The following is a 20,285-nucleotide window of genomic DNA, read 5'->3' on the forward strand; positions in this document are numbered from 1 at the left end:
TTACTCGGCGCTGTCGCGGGAACCGAGTTCCTGGTCGAGCAGCAGGATAGCCGAGCCGTTGTCGCCGGCGATCTTCAGGCGGTTGACGATCTCGCCAACAGAAGCCTCTTCTTCGATCTGCTCGTCGAGGAAGCGGTCCAGCAGCGGGCGGGAATCGAAGTCGCGCTCATCGTTGGACAGGGCGGTCAGGTCGCGGATCATTCCGGAGACCTTCTTTTCGTGGGCCAGGGAGGCCTCGAAGCAGCCGAGGGCGGAGTCGATGTCCAGGTCGATGGCCTCGATCTCACGGATCTTCGGCATGTAGCCGCGGTCCAGCAGGTGCTGGGAGAAGGCGGCGGCGTGGGTCATTTCCTCATCCGACTGAGCGCGCATCCAGTCACGCATGCCGGACAGGCCCATGTCATCAAGGATATAGGACAGTTGGAGGTACACGAGAGCTGCTTCGAGCTCAGCGGTAACCTGTTTGTTCATTTCGATTGCGAGTTTCTCTGGGATAGCCATGACCCAAATAGTAAACACAAATCCCGCCCCTCGCCAGACCGTAAAGGCCAGGTTATCCTAGTGTTTTGGGGTTTGATAAGCCTAATGAGTCCACAGCTGCAGCTACCCGAAATGTCCGTATCTGACACGCCGAGGTACCCCCGCAAGGGGGGAGGGAAACAGGCGCTGTTTATCTCGGGAGTTTGTGAATTGCCAGCGTGCGGGTGCGTTTTCCAGGGGGTTGCCCTCATTTAGTTATATGTTAAAGCGTAAATTCCGGGGCAGTGTGGCACAACTAACCTATGTATTGGGGGTGCATTATCGCCTTAACCTATTGTGGTGTTGATCGGAAAAAACGTGTCGTAAATCACATTTTAGCGAGGTGTTTTGGGGGTTGCCGAAGCGGATTTTCAACCCTTTTTCCCGCTGTCGGGATGCTTTTTGCCTTGGTTCAGGAGGCTGTCCGGCGCCAGCGGTCCCGGCGGCGACGGGGTGGGTGTGAGTGGTTTACGTAGTAACGTACTATGTGTGCGCGATTGCACAACAGGCCGCTGAAACAAACGGTGACAAGCTGTGATGTGAAAATCTGCAGCCGCTCAGACAGGGGGGTGCGCGGGATGTTGTGTCGCGGTAGTTGCACCGGTGTGGTTTGCTGTTGCAACGGGTGGACCGGTTGTTTGGCGGAGGTTCGCCGGGCTGTGATGCCGGTTCTGCCCGAGGACTAGATTGTGACCTGCCCGTTATTGCCCCCGCACCAGCGGAAGTCCCCGCGAGTGGACATGATGGTGGTGCACGGATGTGTTCTACGGCATAGCGGTGCTAGAACCCATATGTACAACCGACCATGCCCGGCAGTGCCGGGTTTGAGGGGAAAGCATGCTTTTCCCTTTGTCTCGTGGCCGGTTCACCGTCGTTTTTCCGCCAGAAAACCGACGGTGACCGCCGCATCTTTGACCGATATCCGCTGACGACTAGCAAAGGCTGAAAGTAACCCACATGGCGCGAAAAGACTGCCCGCCCTCTACCCCTGCCCACCGTGAAAAGCATCCCGAGGCCAGGGCCTGCCCGATTGCGGCGATCAACTGGAACACCATTCCCGACGAGAAGGACCTGGAAGTCTGGGATCGGCTGACAGGTAACTTCTGGTTGCCGGAAAAAGTGCCGCTGTCCAACGACATCAAGTCGTGGAACACCCTCAATGAACTCGAACAGCAGACAACCATGCGGGTGTTTACCGGCCTGACCATGCTGGACACGATTCAGGGGACCGTCGGCGCGGTGTCTTTGATCCCCGATTCCCTGACCCCCCACGAGGAAGCGGTGTACACCAACATCGCGTTCATGGAATCGGTTCACGCCAAAAGCTATTCCTCTATTTTCATGACCCTGGCCTCGACCCAGGAAATCAACGACGCATTCCGCTGGTCGGAGGAAAACGAGGCGCTGCAGCGCAAGGCCGAAATCATCCTCGACTACTACGAGGGTGATGTGCCGCTGAAGCGGAAAGTCGCCTCCACCCTGCTGGAGTCCTTCCTTTTCTATTCGGGCTTCTATCTGCCGATGAACTGGTCGGCCCATGCCAAGCTGACCAACACCGCCGATGTGATCCGTCTGATCATCCGCGACGAAGCGGTCCACGGCTACTACATCGGCTACAAGTACCAAAAGGGGCTGGAGTTGATCTCGTCGAAGGAGCGCGAGGAACTGAAGGAATACACCTTCGATCTTCTCTATGACCTCTACGACAACGAGATCGGCTACACCGAGGATCTCTACGACGGACTCGGCTGGACCGAAGACGTCAAGCGCTTTTTGCGCTACAACGCCAACAAGGCCCTGAACAACCTCGGTTACGAAGCGCTGTTCCCGCAGGATGAGTGCAAGGTCTCCCCGGCCATTTTGTCGGCGCTGTCGCCCAACGCCGATGAAAACCACGATTTCTTCTCCGGCTCCGGTTCCTCGTACGTCATCGGCAAGGCCGAGTCTACCGAAGACGACGACTGGGACTTCTAGTCCAATCCCGCCCACAGGTGGCCCTTTACCCGCCTGTTGTTTCCTCCACCCGGGCCGACTGCGGCTTCCTTCCCGATCACCCATCGGGATGGACGCCACAGCCGGCCCGGGTGTTTTTCAATTGACAGCTCACGCTGTGCCGGATGCCCCGGTGCGCTGCCATTGGGGGCAACAGGGGATATCCAGTGCCGGCGGCGCCGCCTGTGTGGGGGACATGCAAGATCAGCACGGTCCGCGGAAAAGCGACCGTTTCACGGTGTGTCGTGCCACCGGGGATTGTGTGGTCGCCACCCGGCCGCCGGGAATCCGCAGTGGTGGCTGAACGGAGTGCGGGATACGTGGCGCCCCTGCTGTCACCGGATGTGCAGCAAAGGGGTCCGGCGGTCATTTCTCAGGCGTGCGTAAGCCTGATCAGGGGGAGGGGAACTTCTCGCGGAGTGCTTGCCGCTGTCGCCTCACGCGTGCGGATAAACGGCGGTCAGATACCCTCACGGCGGTGCCTGGGGGATTGGCTGCGGGGGAGGATTCCCAGCCAGCACCGGTTGGATCAACCTAAAGTTCTAGCTCTGTCGGGGGTGGGGGAGGGGCGATTTTTTCAGAAAAAGGGCAGGTTTCCTACAACTGGCTGAAAAGTGTTGCACATCACAGCACGTGCCGGGAATCGCGTGGATATGTACCTATCAAAGGCGGTGAAGGCGATAAAAGGAACACTTCGCAGGGGCAAAAATGCCCTATCAGCAGCTGATGTGCCCTTTGTTCTGCTGGAAATGGCCTTGGCCGGTCCACTACGATCGAACCAGCGTGAAAACCCAAGTGGTCCCCGTGCGCGGGGATCAGCGCGTAATCAGGAGGAATCAATGACCGCAGTTGCGCCTAAGGTCGACCAATCGGTCGCCCCGCCGCGGCCCCTGCCCACGGGCACTGGACGGCCAGGCAATTTCGCGTGGAAGGTGCTCACGACCACCGACCACAAAAACCTCGGTCTCATGTACCTGCTGCAAGCCTACGTATTTTACGTGGTTGCAGGTCTGATGGCCCTGCTGATCCGTGCGGAACAGTTCCACACGGGTCTGCAATTTCTGACCAATGAGCAGTACAACCAGCTGTTCACCCTGCACGGCACCTTGATGCTGCTGCTGTACGGCACCCCGATTCTGTGGGGCTTCGCCAACTACATGCTGCCCCTGCAGGTGGGCGCCCCCGACGTGGCCTTCCCCAGGCTCAATGCCCTGGGCTTCTGGCTGACCCTGGTCGGTGGCATTGCTATGTGCGCCGGCTTTTTCACCCCTGGTGGTGCCGCTGACTTCGGCTGGACGATGTACTCGCCGCTGTCCGACAGCATCCACTCCCCGGGTGTCGGTTCCGACCTGTGGATCATCGGCGTCGGCGCCGGTGGTGTCGGCACCATTGCTTCGGCGATCAACATGATCACCACGATGCTGTGCCTGCGTGCACCGGGCATGACCATGTTCCGTGTCCCGATCTTCACCTGGAACGTCTTCGTCGCCTGCCTGATCGTGCTCATGATCTTCCCGCTGCTGACCGCTGCCGCTCTCGGTGTTCTCTACGACCGCAAGCTGGGCGGCCACCTGTTTGATCCGGCCAACGGCGGTGCACTGCTGTGGCAGCACCTGTTCTGGTTCTTCGGGCACCCGGAGGTCTACGTTCTCGCGTTGCCGTTCTTCGGCATCATCTCCGAGGTCATCCCGGTGTTCTCCCGCAAGCCCATGTTCGGCTACATCGGCCTGGTGTTCGCCACCCTGTCGATCGGTGCCCTGTCGATGGCGGTGTGGGCGCACCACCTCTACGTCACAGGCGCCATCCTGCTGCCGTTCTTCTCCTTCATGACCTTCCTCATCTCGGTTCCCACCGGTGTGAAGTTCTTCAACTGGGTCGGCACCATGTGGAACGGCCACATCTCCTGGGAGACCCCGATGATTTGGTCGATGGGCTTCCTCACGACCTTCCTGTTCGGTGGTCTGACCGGTATTATGCTGGCCTCCCCGCCGCTGGACTTCCACCTCGCCGAGTCCTACTTCCTGGTTGCGCACTTCCACTACACCCTGTTCGGTACCGTGGCCTTCGCTTCCTGGGCTGGCTTCTACTTCTGGTGGCCGAAGATGACCGGCCGCATGCTCGACGAGAAGCTCGGCAAGATTCACTTCTGGTGGACCTTCATCGGCTTCCACATGACCTTCCTGGTTCTGCACTGGGCCGGCAACATGGGCATGTCGCGCCGCTACGCCGACTACCTCGCCACCGATGGGTTCACCCCCTACAACCAGGTCTCGACCATTGGTGCGCTGATCCTCGGCCTGTCGATGCTTCCGTTCATCTGGAACTGCTTCAAGTCCTGGAACTACGGCGAGATCGTCACCGTCGACGATCCGTGGGGTTACGGCAACTCCCTGGAGTGGGCGACCTCCTGCCCGCCGCCGAAGCACAACTTCGTTTCCCTGCCGCGGATTCGTTCCGAGCGCCCCGCGTTCGAGCTGCACTACCCGCACATGGTCAACCGGATGCGCATGGAAGCGCACACCGGTGCCGATCACGGAACCGCCAGCGCGACATAACAACCGTAGGCGCACATCGCTGCCGCGGATTCCAGGCACTCACGCCCGCGGCATAGGCGACCACCGGTTGGTTTTCCGGCCGGCCTACTGAATACGCGAAAAGACACCCCCGATCCTTCACTGAAGGACCCCGGGGGTGTTTCGCATGTTCCGCCCCGCGATCTGCCACAATGGAGCCCGTGAGCGAAAACCAATCCACCCCTGGCCAATCCACCTCTCCCACCACCTCCTCGGAGGTCATGGTCGCCCTGGCTGATGGTCTGTCACCGGCAGTGATCACCGTCAACGGGCTTGACCGGCCGGGAGTGACCGCAGCATTTTTCCGGGTGCTGTCCTCCCGCGGCGTGCAGGTGCTCGACGTCGAGCAGTCCCTGTTCCGCGGCAGGCTGAATCTCGCGGCACTGGTGGGCTACCGGGCAGCCGATATCGACTCACTGATCACCGGCCTCAACGACACCCTGCGCGGCTACGGGCAGACCGTCACCGTTGAGCCGCGGGAAAGACTGGAACCCAACCGGGTGGCGTCCACCCACGCGGTGGTGGTTCTCGGCAACCCGGTGACCGCCAGCCACATCTCCCAGATCGGCCAGACACTGGCCAACTACGGGGCCAACATCGACACCATCGCCGGCATCGCCGACTATCCGGTCACCGGCCTGGAGCTGAAAATCACGATAGCCGACCCCACCCCCGGCGGCGGGGTGTCGCTGCGCAAGGCCCTGGCCCAGCTCACCGGCGAAATCGGGGTCGATATCGCCATTGAACGGGCCGGGCTTATCCGCCGGTCGAAGCGGCTGATCTGCTTCGACTGCGACTCCACCCTGATTACCGGTGAAGTCATCGAGATGCTCGCCGCGCACGCCGGACGGGAAGAAGAAGTCGCCGAAGTCACGGCCCGCGCCATGCGCGGCGAACTCGACTTTGCGCAATCACTGCGCGAAAGAGTCAGGGCGTTGGCCGGGTTGGATGCCTCGGTCATCGACGAGGTGGCGAAAAACATTGTGCTCACCCCGGGGGCACGCACAACCATCCAAACCCTCAAACAGATGGGCTACCGCGCGGCGGTGGTGTCCGGGGGGTTCATCCAGGTGCTCGAGGGACTGGCGGAAGAGCTCGACCTGGACTATGTGCGGGCGAACACCCTGGAAATCAAAGACGGAAAACTCACCGGCAACGTCACCGGCGAGATCGTCGACCGGGCGGCCAAAGCACGCTTTTTGACGGAATTCGCCGAAGATTCCGGTCTGCTGATGCACCAGACGGTGGCCGTCGGTGACGGGGCCAACGACATCGACATGCTCTCCGCCGCCGGGCTGGGAATCGCCTTCAACGCCAAACCCGCCCTCCGGGAGGTCGCCGACGCCTCGGTCAACCACCCGTTCCTCGATGAGGTGCTGCATATTCTGGGTATCTCCCGCGATGAGATCGACGGGGCCACCCGCGAACAGCGGGGTGACGTCCACCGGGTGCCGCTGGACAGTTAGCCCGGCATCTTGGAAAAAATCCGCACCCCAACGGAGGTTTGCGGCAACAGCCACATCTTCGCCCCCGCGGCCCGGCCGCGGGGGCGAAGGTTTTATTCTTTTTAACGCTATGGCTGATCCAACACCGCACCCCACTGATAGAACCGCTGACACCACCGCCTGTTCCTGCGACTGCACCACCGGCAACCAGGGGGCGGATGCTCCGGCCGCACACCCCACCGAGACGGAGCTTGTTGTCGAGGCCCACCGGCGTTTGACCCTGGTGTTCCAGCGCGATGCGGATGCCGAAAACCCGGATGATCCGATGACGGTGCGGGCCATGCCGATTGTGCTGGACATGCCCAAAGACCATCCACCGCTTCGTCATCAGCTGCTGGCGGCGGCAGCCCAGGCGACAGTGGCCTGCTGCCTGGCGCCGCAAGCCGGTGTGGATGGTCCGTGGTCGACGGCACTGTGCAGCTGGTACGGGGCGCGGATCAGGAAAATCGCCCGCCGGGCACGGGGCACCCAATTTGCCCGCGCCGCCGAATTGCCGGGGGTAAGTTCCGTCAACGGCACTGCCCGGGCGAGGGCTTTTCTTCCCTGCCCGATCCCGCGGACCCCGAAGAACATCTCCCGTCTGCAGATATCGGGAACCGATCTTCCCTGCGCCGACGACATCAGCTATCTGACAACCCGCAATCTCATCCCCGGCCAACCGGGGCACGACAGCACCCGGCCGGTGGTCTACATCAACGCGTCACTGGGCATGACCGCGGGCAAAGCCGCAGCCCAGGCCTCCCACGGATCCATGATGCTGGCCGCCGCGGCCACCCCGGAGCAGATAGTCCGCTGGGCCGCGACGGGATTTGCCCTGGATGTCAAAGAAGTCGGCGAGGAGCTGTTTACCGCCGCCAGCCGGTTGCACCGGGCGTGCACCATTGTCGATACCGGCTACACCGAAATAGCCCCCGGGTCGGTGACCGCGGTAGCCCTGTGGCCTGCCGGGTAAAGGTGGAAAAAACGGTGTGCGCCACCGATGTTTTCGGCCACAAGGCCCCGCGGGGCTTTATAACCCCTACCCCAACCACGTAAGGTGAGCGGGGAAGGGCAGCCGCAGCTGACCGGCCGCCGCCATCCGCCGCACAGCATGTGGGTGTTTTTTAAAAAAACAACGCTTCTCCTCTTGTTTTCCCGCCACCGTCCCGGACAGCCCGGCGGACAAGGGGAAATACGAGCAACCCAAACAACAGACACGCCCGCCGGTTGGCCGGCCCCGGGAAAAGGAGCAGGTTTGAGATGAGCAAAAACAACCAGGCGCACACACCGTCGCCCACCACAGGTGACAGGGGCCGTGCCACCCGTGGGGCGCAGGCTCACAGACCACGTCCCTCCCGGCGCAAGGGACCGTCGCGCGGATGGGTGCCCGACCAGCACGGCGCCTGGATGATGGTGAGCATCCCGGCGATTCTGGGGCTTGTCTACGGCTGGAGCACACCGGCGCTGACCATTCTCATCCCGCTGGTCATTGCCTGGTACACCGGCTACTTCTGCTTCTTCGCCGCCGGGCTGTGGATCAAAGCCGCCGCCAAACGCAAACCCGATTTCCTCACCCCGGTCCTGGTCTACGGGGCGGTGTGCCTGGCGGCCGCGGTGTGTGTGCTGGCGCAACGGCCGATCCTGGTCATCTGGGCGGCGGCCTTCGGGCCGCTGGTGGTGATCGCGGTATACGAGGCGTGGAAAAAACGGCCCCGCTCCCTGGCGTCGGGGGAATCGACTGTGGTGGCGTCCGCGCTGCTGCTGCCGGTGATGGTCATGGCCGCGGGGAAACCGATCAGTGAACACCTGTGGGCTGTCACAGCCGTGATCGGCATGTATTTCTGCACCTCGATCCCGTTTGTGAAAACCCTGATCCGCAACCGTGGGGAGCGTGCCTATTTCATTGGTTCGGTGGCCTCCCATGCGGTGGCGGTGGCGGTCACGGCGTATGTTGCGGCCATCGGCTGGATTCACTGGCTGGCGGTGGTGGCCATGCTGTGCGCCCTGGCGCGCGCCTGGTGGATGCCGGTGCATGCCGAGAAAAACGATATGCGGTGGCCGCCGAAAAAAATCGGCAGAATAGAGATTGTGTTCACCGTGCTGGTTCTCATCGGTGTCGTCCTGCCGCCGGGGCTGGGGCTGTAGAGGGCAACAAGTTTTTCCCGCCGCGCAACAAGGGCGGGCACCCACCTTCTCCCGGTCTGTGCCGGGGCGGATGCTAGCGGGTGGTGCCGGTGTTGTTGCCCAACCGGGCGGCCAGTGCCGTACGGTCGATTTTTCCGGTGGCGGTCCGTGGTATGCGGTCGGTGCGCACAATGGCGCGGACCTGCTCGTAGTGGGCCAGCTGCCGGTTGCTGAACGACAGCAGCCGGTCATCGGTGACCGGGGGATGGTGTTCCGGATCCGGCGCGATCACCGCCACGGGTATTTCCTCGCCCTCCCCGTCGTAGCCTTTGACCACCGCGGCGTCGGCGACACCGGGGCAGGCGGACAGGATCTGCTCGACTTTCACCGGGGAGACCGAATAGCCGTGGTATTTGATCACATCCTTGATCCGGTCGACAATCCGCACCACCCCGCCGGGGTCTTTGACCGCCAAATCCCCGGTGCGCAGCCACCCGTCGTCGGAAAGTGCCGCCGCGGTGGCTGAGCTGTCGCCGAGATAGCCGAGCATCACCTGCGGTCCTTTCACCCACAGTTCACCGGGACTGCCGTCGGGGACGCTCTCCCCGGTGGCGGGATCGGCGATGCGGTCGCAGGTGCCGGGAAGGGCGTGGCCGACCGTATCCGGCGGGCACAACTGCGCCGACCGGGCGAAATGCGTCACCGGGGAGGCTTCGGTTAAACCGTAGCCCTGCGCCACCCGCGCCCCGGTGCGGGTGTGCAGCGCCGCGGCGGTGGCCGGATTCAGTGCCGCCGCCCCGCTGACAATCAGCCGCAGGGAGGAAAAATCACTGGTGGCATCGGCGGTGAACAGATCAGCCAGCGGCGGGGCGATGAAACTCACTGTCGCTTCGTAGGTGGTGTGCAGACCCACGAAGCGCTCGCGGTGGAACGGTTCGGCAATAATGTGCGCCCCCACCGACAGGGGACTGAGCAGCAGCACCGTCAACCCGTAGATGTGGGTGAACGGCAAAGCAGAGATCACGGTGTCGCTGCGGCGAAGTTCAGCGGCCGCGGCGAAAAGACGGGCATCCCCGGCAAGATTATTGGCCGACAGCATCACTGCTTTGGCGGTGCCGGTGGTTCCGGAGGACATCGGCAGGCAGGCGGTGTCGGGATGCAGCTGCGGGTGCGGGGCGATTCGCCGGCCGCCGGGGCCGCGCAGCACGATTCCGGCCGACTGCCCGGCGGGGGTGCCGGCGCTGGTGATGCTGGCGGCGGCCCCGATGTATCCCAGGTGATCGTCGATGCGGGCGGCCGGGAGCGCCGGATTGACCGGGGCGGCGATCATGCCGGCCCGGTGGACCGCCAGCAGATCAACGGCGAAGCCGATGCCGTTGGTTGCGATCAGGGCGACCACATCACCGGCGGCAAGACCGGTCGCCCGCAGGTGGCAGGCCCGGTCGTCGACGGCCCGGTGCAGGTCACGGTAGGTGTAGGTGACCCCGGACTCGGTGATCGCCGGGTGGTCGGTGGGGGAAAAATCAATCACAGTCGCAGAGTCCGGAGAAAATCGTGTCGGGTTGTTTGAAAAAGCACGCACCGGCAGCAACCGCTGTGGCGGCACCGCTGTCGGTGGGTTGGCTGGTGTGCGGCCGGGGTGGCCGGTGAATGATCCACTCTAGCCCGGCGGGGACTCCGCCGCCGGTGAACCGGTGCCCGTCAGCCTGTGCAGACAGCCGGTGACGGTGGCTGTGTCGGTGGTGGTCCACATCGGCGGCATCGACTTCAACAGGAAACTGCCGTAGCGTTTGGTCACCAGCCGGTTGTCCAGGACCGCCACCACCCCTTTGTCGGTGACGCTGCGCAACAGCCGCCCCGCCCCCTGGGCCAACAACAGTGCGGCATGGCCTGCGGCGACTTCCATGAAACCGTTGCGCCCGGCCGCGTCGGCGGCTTGTTTGCGGGCGGAAAACAGCGGGTCGTCGGGGCGGGGGAAGGGAATTTTGTCGATGATCACCAGCGAGCAGGCGCTGCCGGGAACATCAACCCCCTGCCACAGCGACAAAGTGCCGAACAGGCAGGAGTTTTCATCGTTGGCGAATTTGTCCACCAGCACCCCGGTGGAGCTGTCGCCCTGTTTGAAAATGGTGAAGGGAATCCGCCCGGACAACACCTCGGCGGCGGTATCGGCGGCCCGCCGGGAGGCGAACAGCCCCAGCGTCCGCCCGCCGGCGGCCATGATCAGCTGCTCCATCTCGTCGTAGACGCGGTCGTCCACCTCGCCGCGGGACGGGGTCGGCAGGTGGCGGGCCACATACAAAATCCCCGACCTTGCCGGATCAAAGGGACTTCCGACATCAATTCCGGTGAATTCATCCGGCGACAGGCCGACACTGGTGGCGAAACCCCGGAAATTACCGCCGGTGATCAGGGTGGCGGAGGTCATGATCACCGTGGCGGAGGGAAAAAGATGCTCGGCCAACAGATCGGAGACTTGCAGCGGGGCGATGACCAGCCGGTTGCCGGGGCGTTGCTGTTTTTCCACCCACACCACATCATTGTGGCCGGCGGGCTCATCATGGAGCACACAGTCGAAAAGCCGCTGGCAGGCCAGCGCCAGGTCGGTGAGATGGTTGGCGAGAAGTTTTTTCTCCGTGGTCTCCTCCGGCGACGGGCTGTCGCCCGCGGCACCGGAGATTTCCCGGCGCATATCGCGCAGCGCCTCGGCGATCGAATTGATCGCGGCGTGCCCCGACTCATCGAGATCGGTGATGCGCCCGTCATCGGTTGAAGACAGCCAGTCGGCGAAATCACCGGCTGCGGACTCTAGTGCGGCCGCAGCCGCCCCGGCCCCTATTTTCTTCCCCCGGTTGGCCGCCATGACCAGAGCCTTCGGCGATATTTCGTGGCTTGCCACAGAGGTGATGCGCCCGTCGAGTTCGTGGGCTTCGTCGATAATGACGGTGGAATGCTCGGGCAGGATCATCCCGCCGTTGATCGCGTCGATGGCCAGCAGCGCATGGTTGGTCACCAGCACATCGACATCACGGGCCCGGTCTTTGGCGGCTTCGGCGAAACAGTCCGGCCCGAACGGACACGATCCGGCGCCGATGCATTCCCGGGACGACACGCTCACGCTGCGCCACACCACATCCGGGCAACCGTCGGTGAAGCTGTCGCGGTCCCCGGTGTCGGTGGTGGCCGCCCAGTCGACGATTTTTTTCACCATCCGGCCGGTCTCGGTCAGCTCCGCCGGGTCGAGCAGTCCGTCCCGGCCGGTATCGTCGGCGGCGATTTTGTTGCGGCAGAGATAATTCGACCGGCCTTTGAGCATGGCGAAGGACGGGCGGCGGGGCAGCAGCTTCTCCAGTGCGTCGGCCAGCCGGGGCAAATCCCGTTCCACCAGCTGCCGCTGCAGGGCGATGGTGGCCGTGGAGACCACCACCGTGTCGCCGGTGATCATCGCCTGCCGGATGGCGGGAACCAGATAGGCCAGGGATTTACCGGTGCCGGTTCCCGCCTGCACCGCCAGATGGGTGCCCGATTCGATGGCCCTGGTCACCTCATCGGCCATTGTCTGCTGACCGGTGCGCGGGGCGCCGCCGACAGCCGCGACCGCACAGTCCAGAAGCTGCCGGGTGCTGGCCGGCTCGGGGCCGTCATCGGGGGTGTGCGTCATGGTCTTTCAACCGTCGGGCGGGCAGAGGCGGTCACACACCGGGGCAAGGCGGGGCACCCCTCCGGTGCGTGCCGGCTGGGACAGGGGGATTGTGGTTACTGGTCGAAGCCGACGAAGCGGGTGTGGATGACCGGTTCGTCCTTCGACAGGGCCAGGCCCTCCCACGGCAGGGTGACCAGCTGGCCTTTGAGATAGTCGCGGGACTGGTCCAGGGTCGGCAGCCCGTCGACGATTTCGCCGTCCCGGATCAGCGGCACAGTCAACTGGTAGGGCGTCAACGTGCCGGTGTCCGGGGTGTCCCGGCGGAAGGGGTAGACGATCTCTTCCACGGCGGTGCCGGTCGAGCGGCAGGCGCGCAGCGCTTTTTTCGCCCCGCCGCGGGATTTTTTGTTCCGGGAGCGTTTCGCCACCGGGATGCCGTCGGCCTCCACCAGTTTGTAGACCATGCCGGCGGTCGGCGCGCCGGAACCGGTGACCACAGAGGTACCGACACCGAAAGCATCCACCGGGGAGCCGGCCAGACCGGCGATGGCGAATTCATCCAGATCGGAGGAGACCACAATCCGGGTGTTGTAGGCGCCCAGCGAATCCAGCTGGTCGCGGACCTGGTGGGCCAGCACACCCAGATCACCGGAGTCGATGCGCACCCCGCCGAGTTCTTTGCCGGCCACGGCGATGGCGGTATCGACACCGCGGGTGATGTCGTAGGTGTCGACCAGCAGGGTGGTATCCACCCCGAGGGTGTCGACCTGGGCGCGGAAAGCGGCCTCCTCATTCGGGGAGCCGTCCTCGTGGACGTGCAGCAGCGTCCAGGAGTGGGCGGCGGTGCCGGCCGCCGGAATACCGTAGCGTTTGGCGGCCTCCAGGTTCGAGGTGGAGGTGAAACCGGCCAGATAGGCTGCCCGGGTGGCTGACACGGCCGCATATTCGTGGGTGCGCCGCGACCCCATTTCGATGATCGGCCGGTCACCGGCGGCGGTGACCATGCGGGCCGCCGCCGACGCCACCGCCGAATCGGCGTTGAGAATCGACAGCACCACCGTCTCCAGGATGACGCATTCGGCGAAGCTGCCGCGCACCGTCACAATGGGGGAGTGGGGAAAATAGAGTTCCCCTTCCCGGTAGCCGTCGACCTGCCCGGAGAAACGGTAGTTTCTCAAATACTCCAGGGTGGTCTCGTCGAGGAAATCGAGGGTGGCCAACTGTTCGTCGGTGAACACGAAGTCTTTGATGGCGCGCAGCACCCGGGCGGTACCGGCCACCACGCCGTAGCGGCGTTCATTGGGCAGCCGCCGGGCGAAGACCTCGAAAGCGGTGTCACGGTGGGCGGTGCCGTCCTGCAGGGCGGCCTGCAGCATGGTCAGTTCGTATTTGTCGGTCAAAAGCGCCGAGGAACGGAAGGGCGGAAGTGCGGTGGAGGGGGTGAAAGTCTTGGAATCGGTCACAGGCACCATGCTAGTAGCCCGCCCCCGGCGGCGGCGTCCGCCCGCCCCGGGGCGGACCAACACGCGGTGGCGCGGCGAAAACCGCTAAAATTGACGGGTATGGAAGCGATGAGCAATCCCCCAGCCCCGCTGGCCGAACCCGAAATCATCGAAAGCGATGACGTCGAGGTCGCCACCAGCGAGAACCTGCCCTGGATGTGCATCGTCTGGGATGACCCGGTCAACTTGATGAGTTATGTCACCTACGTGTTCCAGACAATGTTGGGCTACGACAGAAAACACGCCATTGAATTGATGATGCAGGTCCACACCGAAGGGAAGGCGGTGGTGTCCACCGGTGAGAAAGACAAGGTGGAGGGCGACGTGAAAAAACTGCACACCGCCGGCCTGTGGGCCACCATGCAGCAGGCGGGGTAGCCGGGTCCACCCGATTTTTGCCCACCCGACACACACCGTCGCACCCGCCGCCGGTAAAAGGCGGCGGCAGGATGGACCGGCCGCCCCGGTCATCCGGCGGGGATGCTGATTGAACCGAAGGACGAACACGAGCGACATGGATGCGTGGAAACAGAAGAAAAGCCTGATGAAGGGCACCAAATACGTGACAACCCTGTCTCCCATGGAGCGGGAGGTGCTCGGCACGCTGACCTCGACGGTCTCTGAGGCGCTGATCAAACGCTGCCAGTCGGCGCCGAAAGACGAACTCGCGGAGTTGACCGGCATGCCCAGCGGGCACAAAGACGCCCCGGAGGATCCGTCACTGGCCCGGCTGCTGCCCGATTTCGAACGCGCCGGGGACGAGGAATACGAAGGCGACAACCAGCTGCTGCGTTCCCTGCACGAAAATGACATCTGCCGCGGCAAACTGACCAACCTGCAGGTGATCAACCAGGCGCTGGGGCCGACCGGATCCGTCAATGTCGCTGTCGCCCCCGACGAACTGGATGCCTGGGTGCAGGGACTCAATGACCTGCGGCTGTATCTGGCGGCGGGGGAAGTCACCGGCGGACCCGATGCCGAGCAGCAGCGCAGCGAGCTTGTCGCCTGGCTGGCCTACTGCCAGGGCACCCTGGTCGATGCCGCCATGGGGCAGCTTCCCGATGATGTCCACGACGCCGGCCGGCCGGACACCTGAACCGGCGGAAGAAAAGACACCACCCGCCCCTGCCCGGCTCCTGATGCCGGTGCCGGGCAGGACAGAAAAACCACACCCGAAAGCCCCACTGTGACTGTAAGCCGCGACCCCGACAACATCAGCTTCGATGCCAACGGACGCCCCATCGCCCCCTGGCAGGGGGCCGGAACACGGGCGAAAAACCGTATCACGCAGGCGGTGGTGGCCACCCTGGGTTTCCAGGTGCTTATCTGGGTGGTTTTTGCCGCGGAGGTGGTCAGCGGGTTCTCCCTGCTGCGCTACGGGCTGCATCCGCGCAGCCTGACGTGGCTTCCCGGTATCGTGACTTTTCCCTTCCTGCACGCCAACTTCGCCCACATCGCCGGTAACGCCGGTATCGCGGTGGTGCTGGTATTTCTGATCGGCCTGTCCGGCCGCCGGGCGCTGGTGGCTTCCAGCGGGATTATTGTGCTGCTGGGCGGGGTGTTGACCTGGATTATCGGCAGCGGGGTGATCGTCGGTGCCTCTGGCCTGATCTACGGGTGGGTGGCCTATCTGGTGGTGCGCGGATTTTTCAACAAATCCCTGCTGCAGATTCTGGTGGGGATCGGTCTCGGTATCGCCTACGCCGGTATGATCGTGGGCTTTTTCCCGCAGCCGATGATCAGCTGGCAGGCGCACCTGTGCGGCGCGGTCGCCGGGGTGGCCGCCGCCAAACTCACCGCCCCCGACCACTCCGCCGACCCCTCCCCCCGGCCGATTGCCGCGGTGTGAGGGCGCAACAGGAAAAACAGCCCACTGTGCCGTGATGATCCAGTCTGCATCCCCCACCCCCGGCCGCCTTCGGGCGGGCCTCGTTGTGTTGGCCGGGGTTGTTGCCGCCGCGGGCAGCGCCGCCTGCACCGGCCCGGATGACGGGGCGGTGCCGGTGACAGTGACCCGCACCAGCCCGGCCGGGCCCACTGCGGCCGCCGCCGGCACCACCGGCCCGGCGACGACCCGGCCCACAGCCGGTGCGGCCCGGCCCGCCGGCGATGAACTGCTTGCCAGCCGTGCCGCGCAGGGGCTGGCACCCGACGGTCTGCCCGTTGTGCAGGAGCCGGGCCAGGCCACCGCCCGCCCGGCTGCCGCCGACCTGGCCGCGGCCGCGCGGGCGGTCGCCGCCACCGCCCCCGGCAGCCTGGGGGTGGGGCTGGCTGACGGCAGCGGGGTGGCCGCCGCCGGTGACGGGCGGGCCTGGCCGGCCTGGTCGACGTCGAAAATCCCGGTGGCGGTGGCCGCCCTGCGGGACAACCCGCAGCTGGCCCCGGCCATGCGGGCCGCGGTGCGGGTGTCCGACAATGCCGCTGCCGCGCAGCTGTGGTACTCGCTGGGGGATGCCGGCCGGGCCGCTGCCGCGGCCACCGCGGTGCTGCGGCAGGGCGGTGACATGCACACGGTGGTGCCGGAATCGACCACCACCGGTTTTTCCGTGTTCGGGCAAACCCCGTGGACTGCCGCCGACCAGGCGCTGTTCGCCTTCCACCTGCCGTGCCTGGCCGGTTCGGCGCCGGTGGTCGCCGCGATGGGGGAGATCACCCCGGAGCAGGCCTACGGACTCGGGCGTATTCCCGGCGCCCGGTTCAAAGGCGGCTGGGGCCCGGATCCCGCCGGTTACTACACTGTCCGCCAGATGGGTGTTGTCGCCGCCGGGGACGGGGTCATCGGGGTGTCCCTGGTGGCCCGGCCACCGGACGGCACCTACGCCACCGGGCAGATGATGCTCGACCGTGCCGCAGGTGAGCTGACCGGGCAGCTGGCCGCATCCGGGTATGCGGCCCGGGGCCGCTGCAGCTGACACGCCACCCGGAATCTGTGCCGTTTTTTCCGCCAACCGTGAGGATGATCGTTGCCCATGACCGCGCCCACCCCCGAGGCCGCTGCCGCCGACGGCCCGGATGCCCCGATCGGGATTTTCGACTCGGGTGTCGGCGGACTGACGGTCACCCGCGCCCTGGTCGATCAGCTGCCCGGCGAATCACTGATCTATGTCGGCGATACCGCCCACGGGCCCTACGGCCCGCAGGACACGGCGGCGGTGGCCGCCCATTCCCGGGTCATCGCCGACAATCTCATCGCCCGCGGGGTGAAAATGATCGTCATCGCCTGCAACACCGCGACCAGTGCTTTTCTTCTGGAAGCCCGCAGACGCTATCCCGTCCCGGTGGTCGGGGTGATCCGCCCGGCGGTCAGGCGGGCGGTGGCCACCACCAGAAACGGCCGCATCGGGGTGATCGGGACCACCGGCACCATTGACTCCGGGGTGTATCAGAATCTGCTTGAAAACCATCCCGGCATCGACTGCACCGCCACCGCCTGCCCGATGTTCGTCGACTTCGTTGAACGGGGGATTACCTCCGGAAGGCAGATCCTCGGGGTGGCGCAGGGCTATCTGGCCCCCCTGCAGGCCGCCGGGGTGGACACCCTGGTGTTGGGCTGCACCCACTATCCGCTGTTGACCGGGGTGATCCAGCTGGCGATGGGCGACCATGTCACCCTGGTGTCCTCGGCGGAGGAAACCGCCAAAGATGTGCTGAGGATTCTCAACGACACCGACATGCTGGCCTCCACCACCCCCGGGGAGGCGTCCCGGCGCTTCGAATCAACCGGCGACCCGAGGATCTTCGCCCATCTGGCGGGCAGGTTCCTCGGGCCGTCGATCACCTCCGTCAGCCAGCTGCCCGATCCGCTGGCATAGCCGCCCGGAGGGTGTGAAATAACCCACAGCGCCTGCGTGGTGTGTTTCCCCTTCAACTTGCCGGCAATACCGGTGCACCCGCCGTCCGGGACGGTTACATTGGAAGAATGAAGCTTGACATCCTCGGCTGCAGCGGAAGCCTGGCCGCCCCGGGCAATCCCGCCTCCGGCTATCTGTTGCACTCGGCGGGGCACCGTCCGGTGATCATGGATTTCGGCCCCGGGTGTCTGGCGGCCCTGCAGCAGGTGGCTGATCCGTCCACCGCGCACGTGGTTTTTTCCCACCTGCACGCCGACCACTGCATGGATTTCCCCTCCCTGCTGGTGTGGCGGCGCTACCATCCGCAGCAGCCGGCCACGGCAAGGAACACCCTCATCGCCCCGGGGTTTGCCCCCGACCGGCTGGGGCGGCTGTCGGCCGATGAACCCGACGGGGTGGATGATTTCTCCGACACCTTCGATTTTTCCCCCTGGATCCCCGCCGTCAGCCAGCGGGTCGGCGGGCTGACGATCACCCCGCGTCCCGCCGTCCACCCCACCGAGGCCTACTGCCTGCGGGTGGAAGAGCAATCAACCGGGAAGGTGCTGGCCTATTCCGGGGACACCGACTACACCCGCAACTGTGTGGCCGCAGCCCGCGGGGCGGACGTGTTTTTGTGCGAAGCCACCTGGGGGGCAAGCTCGGAAGGGAAAGTCGCCGACATGCATGTCTCCGGCAGGGAAGCGGGCATCATGGCCCGGGAAGCCGGGGTGAAGCATCTGCTGCTGGTGCACATTCCCCCGTGGGTGGATCCCGGCGAGGCGAAAACCGCCGCCGAAAAACAGTTCCCCGGTCCGGTCACCCTGGCTGTGCCCGGCATGAGCCTGACCGTGTGACCGCCCGGGTGCGCTGCGGCACCCGGACGTCGGCGGGGCCAAAGGCTACTGTTTGCGCAAAAACACCACCGCATTGTTGCCGCCGCGGCACTGCCAGTCACCGTGGTCCACATACTGGCAGGACATCTCGTAGTCTTTTTTCGTCACCGGGGAAAACGCGGTGACGGTGCGCAGATCCCCGAATCCGGCCTCCCCCAGCCCACCGGCCGCCCCGGCCACCGCCAGCGCAAACGGGCAGGAGGTGATCTCTGTGACGCGGAAAGCCGTAAAGTCCCCCTCCCGGCCGCAGTCCACGGCACCGGTGGGAACCGACACCCGGGGCCGGGTGTCGGCGTCCCTGTCCGCCGGGGCCGCGGTCGCCGGCGCTGCCGCGGGGGCAGTGCCGTTGTCCGCGCCGCTGTCAGCCTGATCAACGATCGGGTCGCCGTTTTCGTCGACGACGACGGTGCGGGTGGTGGCCGACGGCTGGGCCTCATCGTCGCCGAAATCGAGGAACACCACCGCCGCGACGACCGCAAAAACCGCGGCGGCACCAGCAATGGCCAGCACTATTTTTCCTGCCCCACGGGGCGGGGCGGCCGGTGGCGCAGCCGCCGGTGGCAGGCCCATATCCGGTTCGACCCACCTGGTGCCCGCCGCCCCGGCCGGGGCGGGCACCGGGGCGGGGGTGTCCACCGCGGGGAACACCGCGGTTTCCGACGAATCACCGTCATCGTCCCACTCGTCGGTGAAAGCGGGTGTCTGCGGGGTCTCCAGACCCCAGTTCAGGTCGGCGGCCTTCTTCTTGCCGGGGCCGTTGCTGCTGTCGTTCACGGGTCACTTCCAGATGGCGGGGCGGATGAAACAACCGGGATACCGGTCGGTGGACTCACCTTGGTTTGTGAAAAAACCGGTGCGGCCGCGGGGTTTGTGCGGCGCTGAGAAAAAATCTACACGCTGTGGCCGGCCGGCCCGGTGACCAGCACACCGGTGCCGTGGGGTGGACCCTGGCATGGGGGCTAGTACTGTGGGCGGCATGACCGACACTTTCACACGAGCAGACGGACGCGCCACCAACGAGATGCGGCCGGTAACAATCACCAGGGGATTTACCACCAACCCGGCGGGCAGTGTGCTCGTCGAATTCGGACGCACCCGGGTGATGTGCACCGCCTCCATCGAACAGCGGGTTCCCCGCTTCAAAAAAGACTCCGGCGAAGGCTGGTTGACCGCCGAATACTCGATGCTGCCGTCAGCCACCCACGAACGCATGCCGCGGGAATCAATGCGCGGCAAAGTCAAGGGCCGCACCCACGAAATCTCCCGGCTGATCGGCCGCAGCCTGCGGGCCGCCATCGACCTGGGGCAGCTGGGGGAAAACACCATCGCCATCGACTGTGACGTCCTGCAGGCCGACGGCGGCACCCGCACCGCCTCCATCACCGGCGCCTACGTGGCGCTGGCTGACGCGGTCACCGAACTCAAACGCCGCGGGGTCCTGGCCGGCGAGCCGCTGCTGCCGCCGGTGGCCGCGGTATCGGTGGGCGTCATTGACGGGCACGTGTGCCTGGATCTTCCCTACGAGGAAGACTCCCGGGCCGAGGTGGATTTGAATGTGGTGATGACCGAATCCGGCTCCTTCGTCGAAGTGCAGGGCACCGGCGAACACGGCACCTTCGACCGGGCGCAGCTGAACGCCATGCTCGATTCAGCCGCCGCCGGCTGTGCCGAACTGATCGCCGCCCAGAAAAAAGCCCTGGCCGGTTAAACCCGCCCCCTTTT

General features: G+C 64.9%; 17 protein-coding genes. 12 read left to right on the forward strand and 5 right to left on the reverse strand.

Translation table 11 applies throughout. From position 1 onward, the window contains the following. Entirely contained in the window at positions 1 to 501 is a 501-nt protein-coding gene (locus JZY06_RS05740; RefSeq protein ID WP_207119058.1) for a ferritin, read from the reverse strand. Positions 502 to 1,476: 975 nt separating this feature from the next. On the opposite strand from JZY06_RS05740, the gene nrdF reads away from it, so the two are divergent. The 5 genes from nrdF (at position 1,477) to JZY06_RS05765 (ending at position 8,713) form a co-directional block, all read left to right on the forward strand. After that, positions 1,477 to 2,493, forward strand: coding sequence for a class 1b ribonucleoside-diphosphate reductase subunit beta (gene nrdF / locus JZY06_RS05745; protein ID WP_207119060.1), 1,017 nt, complete (start codon positions 1,477 to 1,479; stop codon positions 2,491 to 2,493). 857 nt (positions 2,494 to 3,350) lie between these two features. Then, positions 3,351 to 5,066 (forward strand): aa3-type cytochrome oxidase subunit I, encoded by a 1,716-nt coding sequence (gene ctaD / locus JZY06_RS05750; protein ID WP_207119062.1) that lies wholly within the window; start codon positions 3,351 to 3,353, stop codon positions 5,064 to 5,066. 179 nt (positions 5,067 to 5,245) lie between these two features. Continuing rightward, positions 5,246 to 6,550 carry a phosphoserine phosphatase SerB gene (gene serB, locus JZY06_RS05755; RefSeq protein WP_377768800.1) on the forward strand — a complete coding sequence of 435 codons (1,305 nt, stop codon included), beginning with the start codon at positions 5,246 to 5,248 and terminating at the stop codon, positions 6,548 to 6,550. A gap of 109 nt (positions 6,551 to 6,659) precedes the next feature. Next, positions 6,660 to 7,541, forward strand: coding sequence for an aminoacyl-tRNA hydrolase (locus JZY06_RS05760; protein ID WP_207119065.1), 882 nt, complete (start codon positions 6,660 to 6,662; stop codon positions 7,539 to 7,541). A 287-nt stretch (positions 7,542 to 7,828) separates the two neighbouring features. Then, positions 7,829 to 8,713 carry a YwiC-like family protein gene (locus JZY06_RS05765; RefSeq protein WP_207119066.1) on the forward strand — a complete coding sequence of 295 codons (885 nt, stop codon included), beginning with the start codon at positions 7,829 to 7,831 and terminating at the stop codon, positions 8,711 to 8,713. A gap of 73 nt (positions 8,714 to 8,786) precedes the next feature. On the opposite strand, the gene JZY06_RS05770 is transcribed toward JZY06_RS05765, so the two are convergent. The 3 genes from JZY06_RS05770 to JZY06_RS05780 all read right to left on the reverse strand — a co-directional run bounded on the left by JZY06_RS05770 (position 8,787) and on the right by JZY06_RS05780 (position 13,798). Beyond that, the gene (locus JZY06_RS05770; protein ID WP_207119067.1) at positions 8,787 to 10,223 is read right to left on the reverse strand and encodes a class I adenylate-forming enzyme family protein; all 1,437 of its coding nucleotides are present in this window, start codon (positions 10,221 to 10,223) and stop codon (positions 8,787 to 8,789) included. Between the two features lie 129 nt (positions 10,224 to 10,352). Further along, a complete protein-coding gene (locus JZY06_RS05775) occupies positions 10,353 to 12,353 on the reverse strand; it encodes an ATP-dependent DNA helicase (RefSeq protein ID WP_207119069.1) in 2,001 nt (666 codons plus the stop codon). 95 nt (positions 12,354 to 12,448) lie between these two features. After that, positions 12,449 to 13,798 (reverse strand): nicotinate phosphoribosyltransferase, encoded by a 1,350-nt coding sequence (locus JZY06_RS05780; protein ID WP_377768801.1) that lies wholly within the window; start codon positions 13,796 to 13,798, stop codon positions 12,449 to 12,451. A 108-nt stretch (positions 13,799 to 13,906) separates the two neighbouring features. Here JZY06_RS05780 and clpS point away from each other — a divergent pair, with 108 nt between their 5' ends. The 6 genes from clpS (at position 13,907) to JZY06_RS05810 (ending at position 18,524) form a co-directional block, all read left to right on the forward strand. Next, positions 13,907 to 14,215 carry an ATP-dependent Clp protease adapter ClpS gene (gene clpS, locus JZY06_RS05785; protein ID WP_207119073.1) on the forward strand — a complete coding sequence of 103 codons (309 nt, stop codon included), beginning with the start codon at positions 13,907 to 13,909 and terminating at the stop codon, positions 14,213 to 14,215. A gap of 136 nt (positions 14,216 to 14,351) precedes the next feature. Further along, a complete protein-coding gene (locus JZY06_RS05790; protein WP_207119075.1) occupies positions 14,352 to 14,933 on the forward strand; it encodes a DUF2017 domain-containing protein in 582 nt (193 codons plus the stop codon). A gap of 90 nt (positions 14,934 to 15,023) precedes the next feature. Further along, on the forward strand, positions 15,024 to 15,686 hold the full coding sequence (locus JZY06_RS12240) for a rhomboid family intramembrane serine protease (RefSeq protein ID WP_207119077.1): 663 nt from the start codon (positions 15,024 to 15,026) through the stop codon (positions 15,684 to 15,686). Positions 15,687 to 15,720: 34 nt separating this feature from the next. After that, positions 15,721 to 16,749 carry a hypothetical protein gene (locus JZY06_RS05800; RefSeq protein WP_207119078.1) on the forward strand — a complete coding sequence of 343 codons (1,029 nt, stop codon included), beginning with the start codon at positions 15,721 to 15,723 and terminating at the stop codon, positions 16,747 to 16,749. A 57-nt stretch (positions 16,750 to 16,806) separates the two neighbouring features. After that, positions 16,807 to 17,649: a glutamate racemase gene (murI, locus tag JZY06_RS05805; protein ID WP_207119080.1), complete on the forward strand. Its 843-nt coding sequence runs from the start codon at positions 16,807 to 16,809 to the stop codon at positions 17,647 to 17,649. Between the two features lie 107 nt (positions 17,650 to 17,756). Continuing rightward, the gene (locus tag JZY06_RS05810; protein WP_207119082.1) at positions 17,757 to 18,524 is read left to right on the forward strand and encodes an MBL fold metallo-hydrolase; all 768 of its coding nucleotides are present in this window, start codon (positions 17,757 to 17,759) and stop codon (positions 18,522 to 18,524) included. A 45-nt stretch (positions 18,525 to 18,569) separates the two neighbouring features. Here the strand turns inward: JZY06_RS05810 and JZY06_RS05815 are convergent, their stop codons facing one another. After that, positions 18,570 to 19,337, reverse strand: coding sequence for a hypothetical protein (locus JZY06_RS05815; RefSeq protein ID WP_207119084.1), 768 nt, complete (start codon positions 19,335 to 19,337; stop codon positions 18,570 to 18,572). Between the two features lie 202 nt (positions 19,338 to 19,539). Between JZY06_RS05815 and rph the strand changes: the two genes are divergently transcribed. Next, positions 19,540 to 20,271 (forward strand): ribonuclease PH, encoded by a 732-nt coding sequence (gene rph, locus JZY06_RS05820; RefSeq protein WP_207119086.1) that lies wholly within the window; start codon positions 19,540 to 19,542, stop codon positions 20,269 to 20,271. The last annotated feature ends 14 nt before the right edge of the window (positions 20,272 to 20,285 follow it).

The sequence above is a fragment of the Corynebacterium mendelii genome, assembly GCF_017307055.1.
Classification (GTDB): domain Bacteria; phylum Actinomycetota; class Actinomycetes; order Mycobacteriales; family Mycobacteriaceae; genus Corynebacterium; species Corynebacterium mendelii.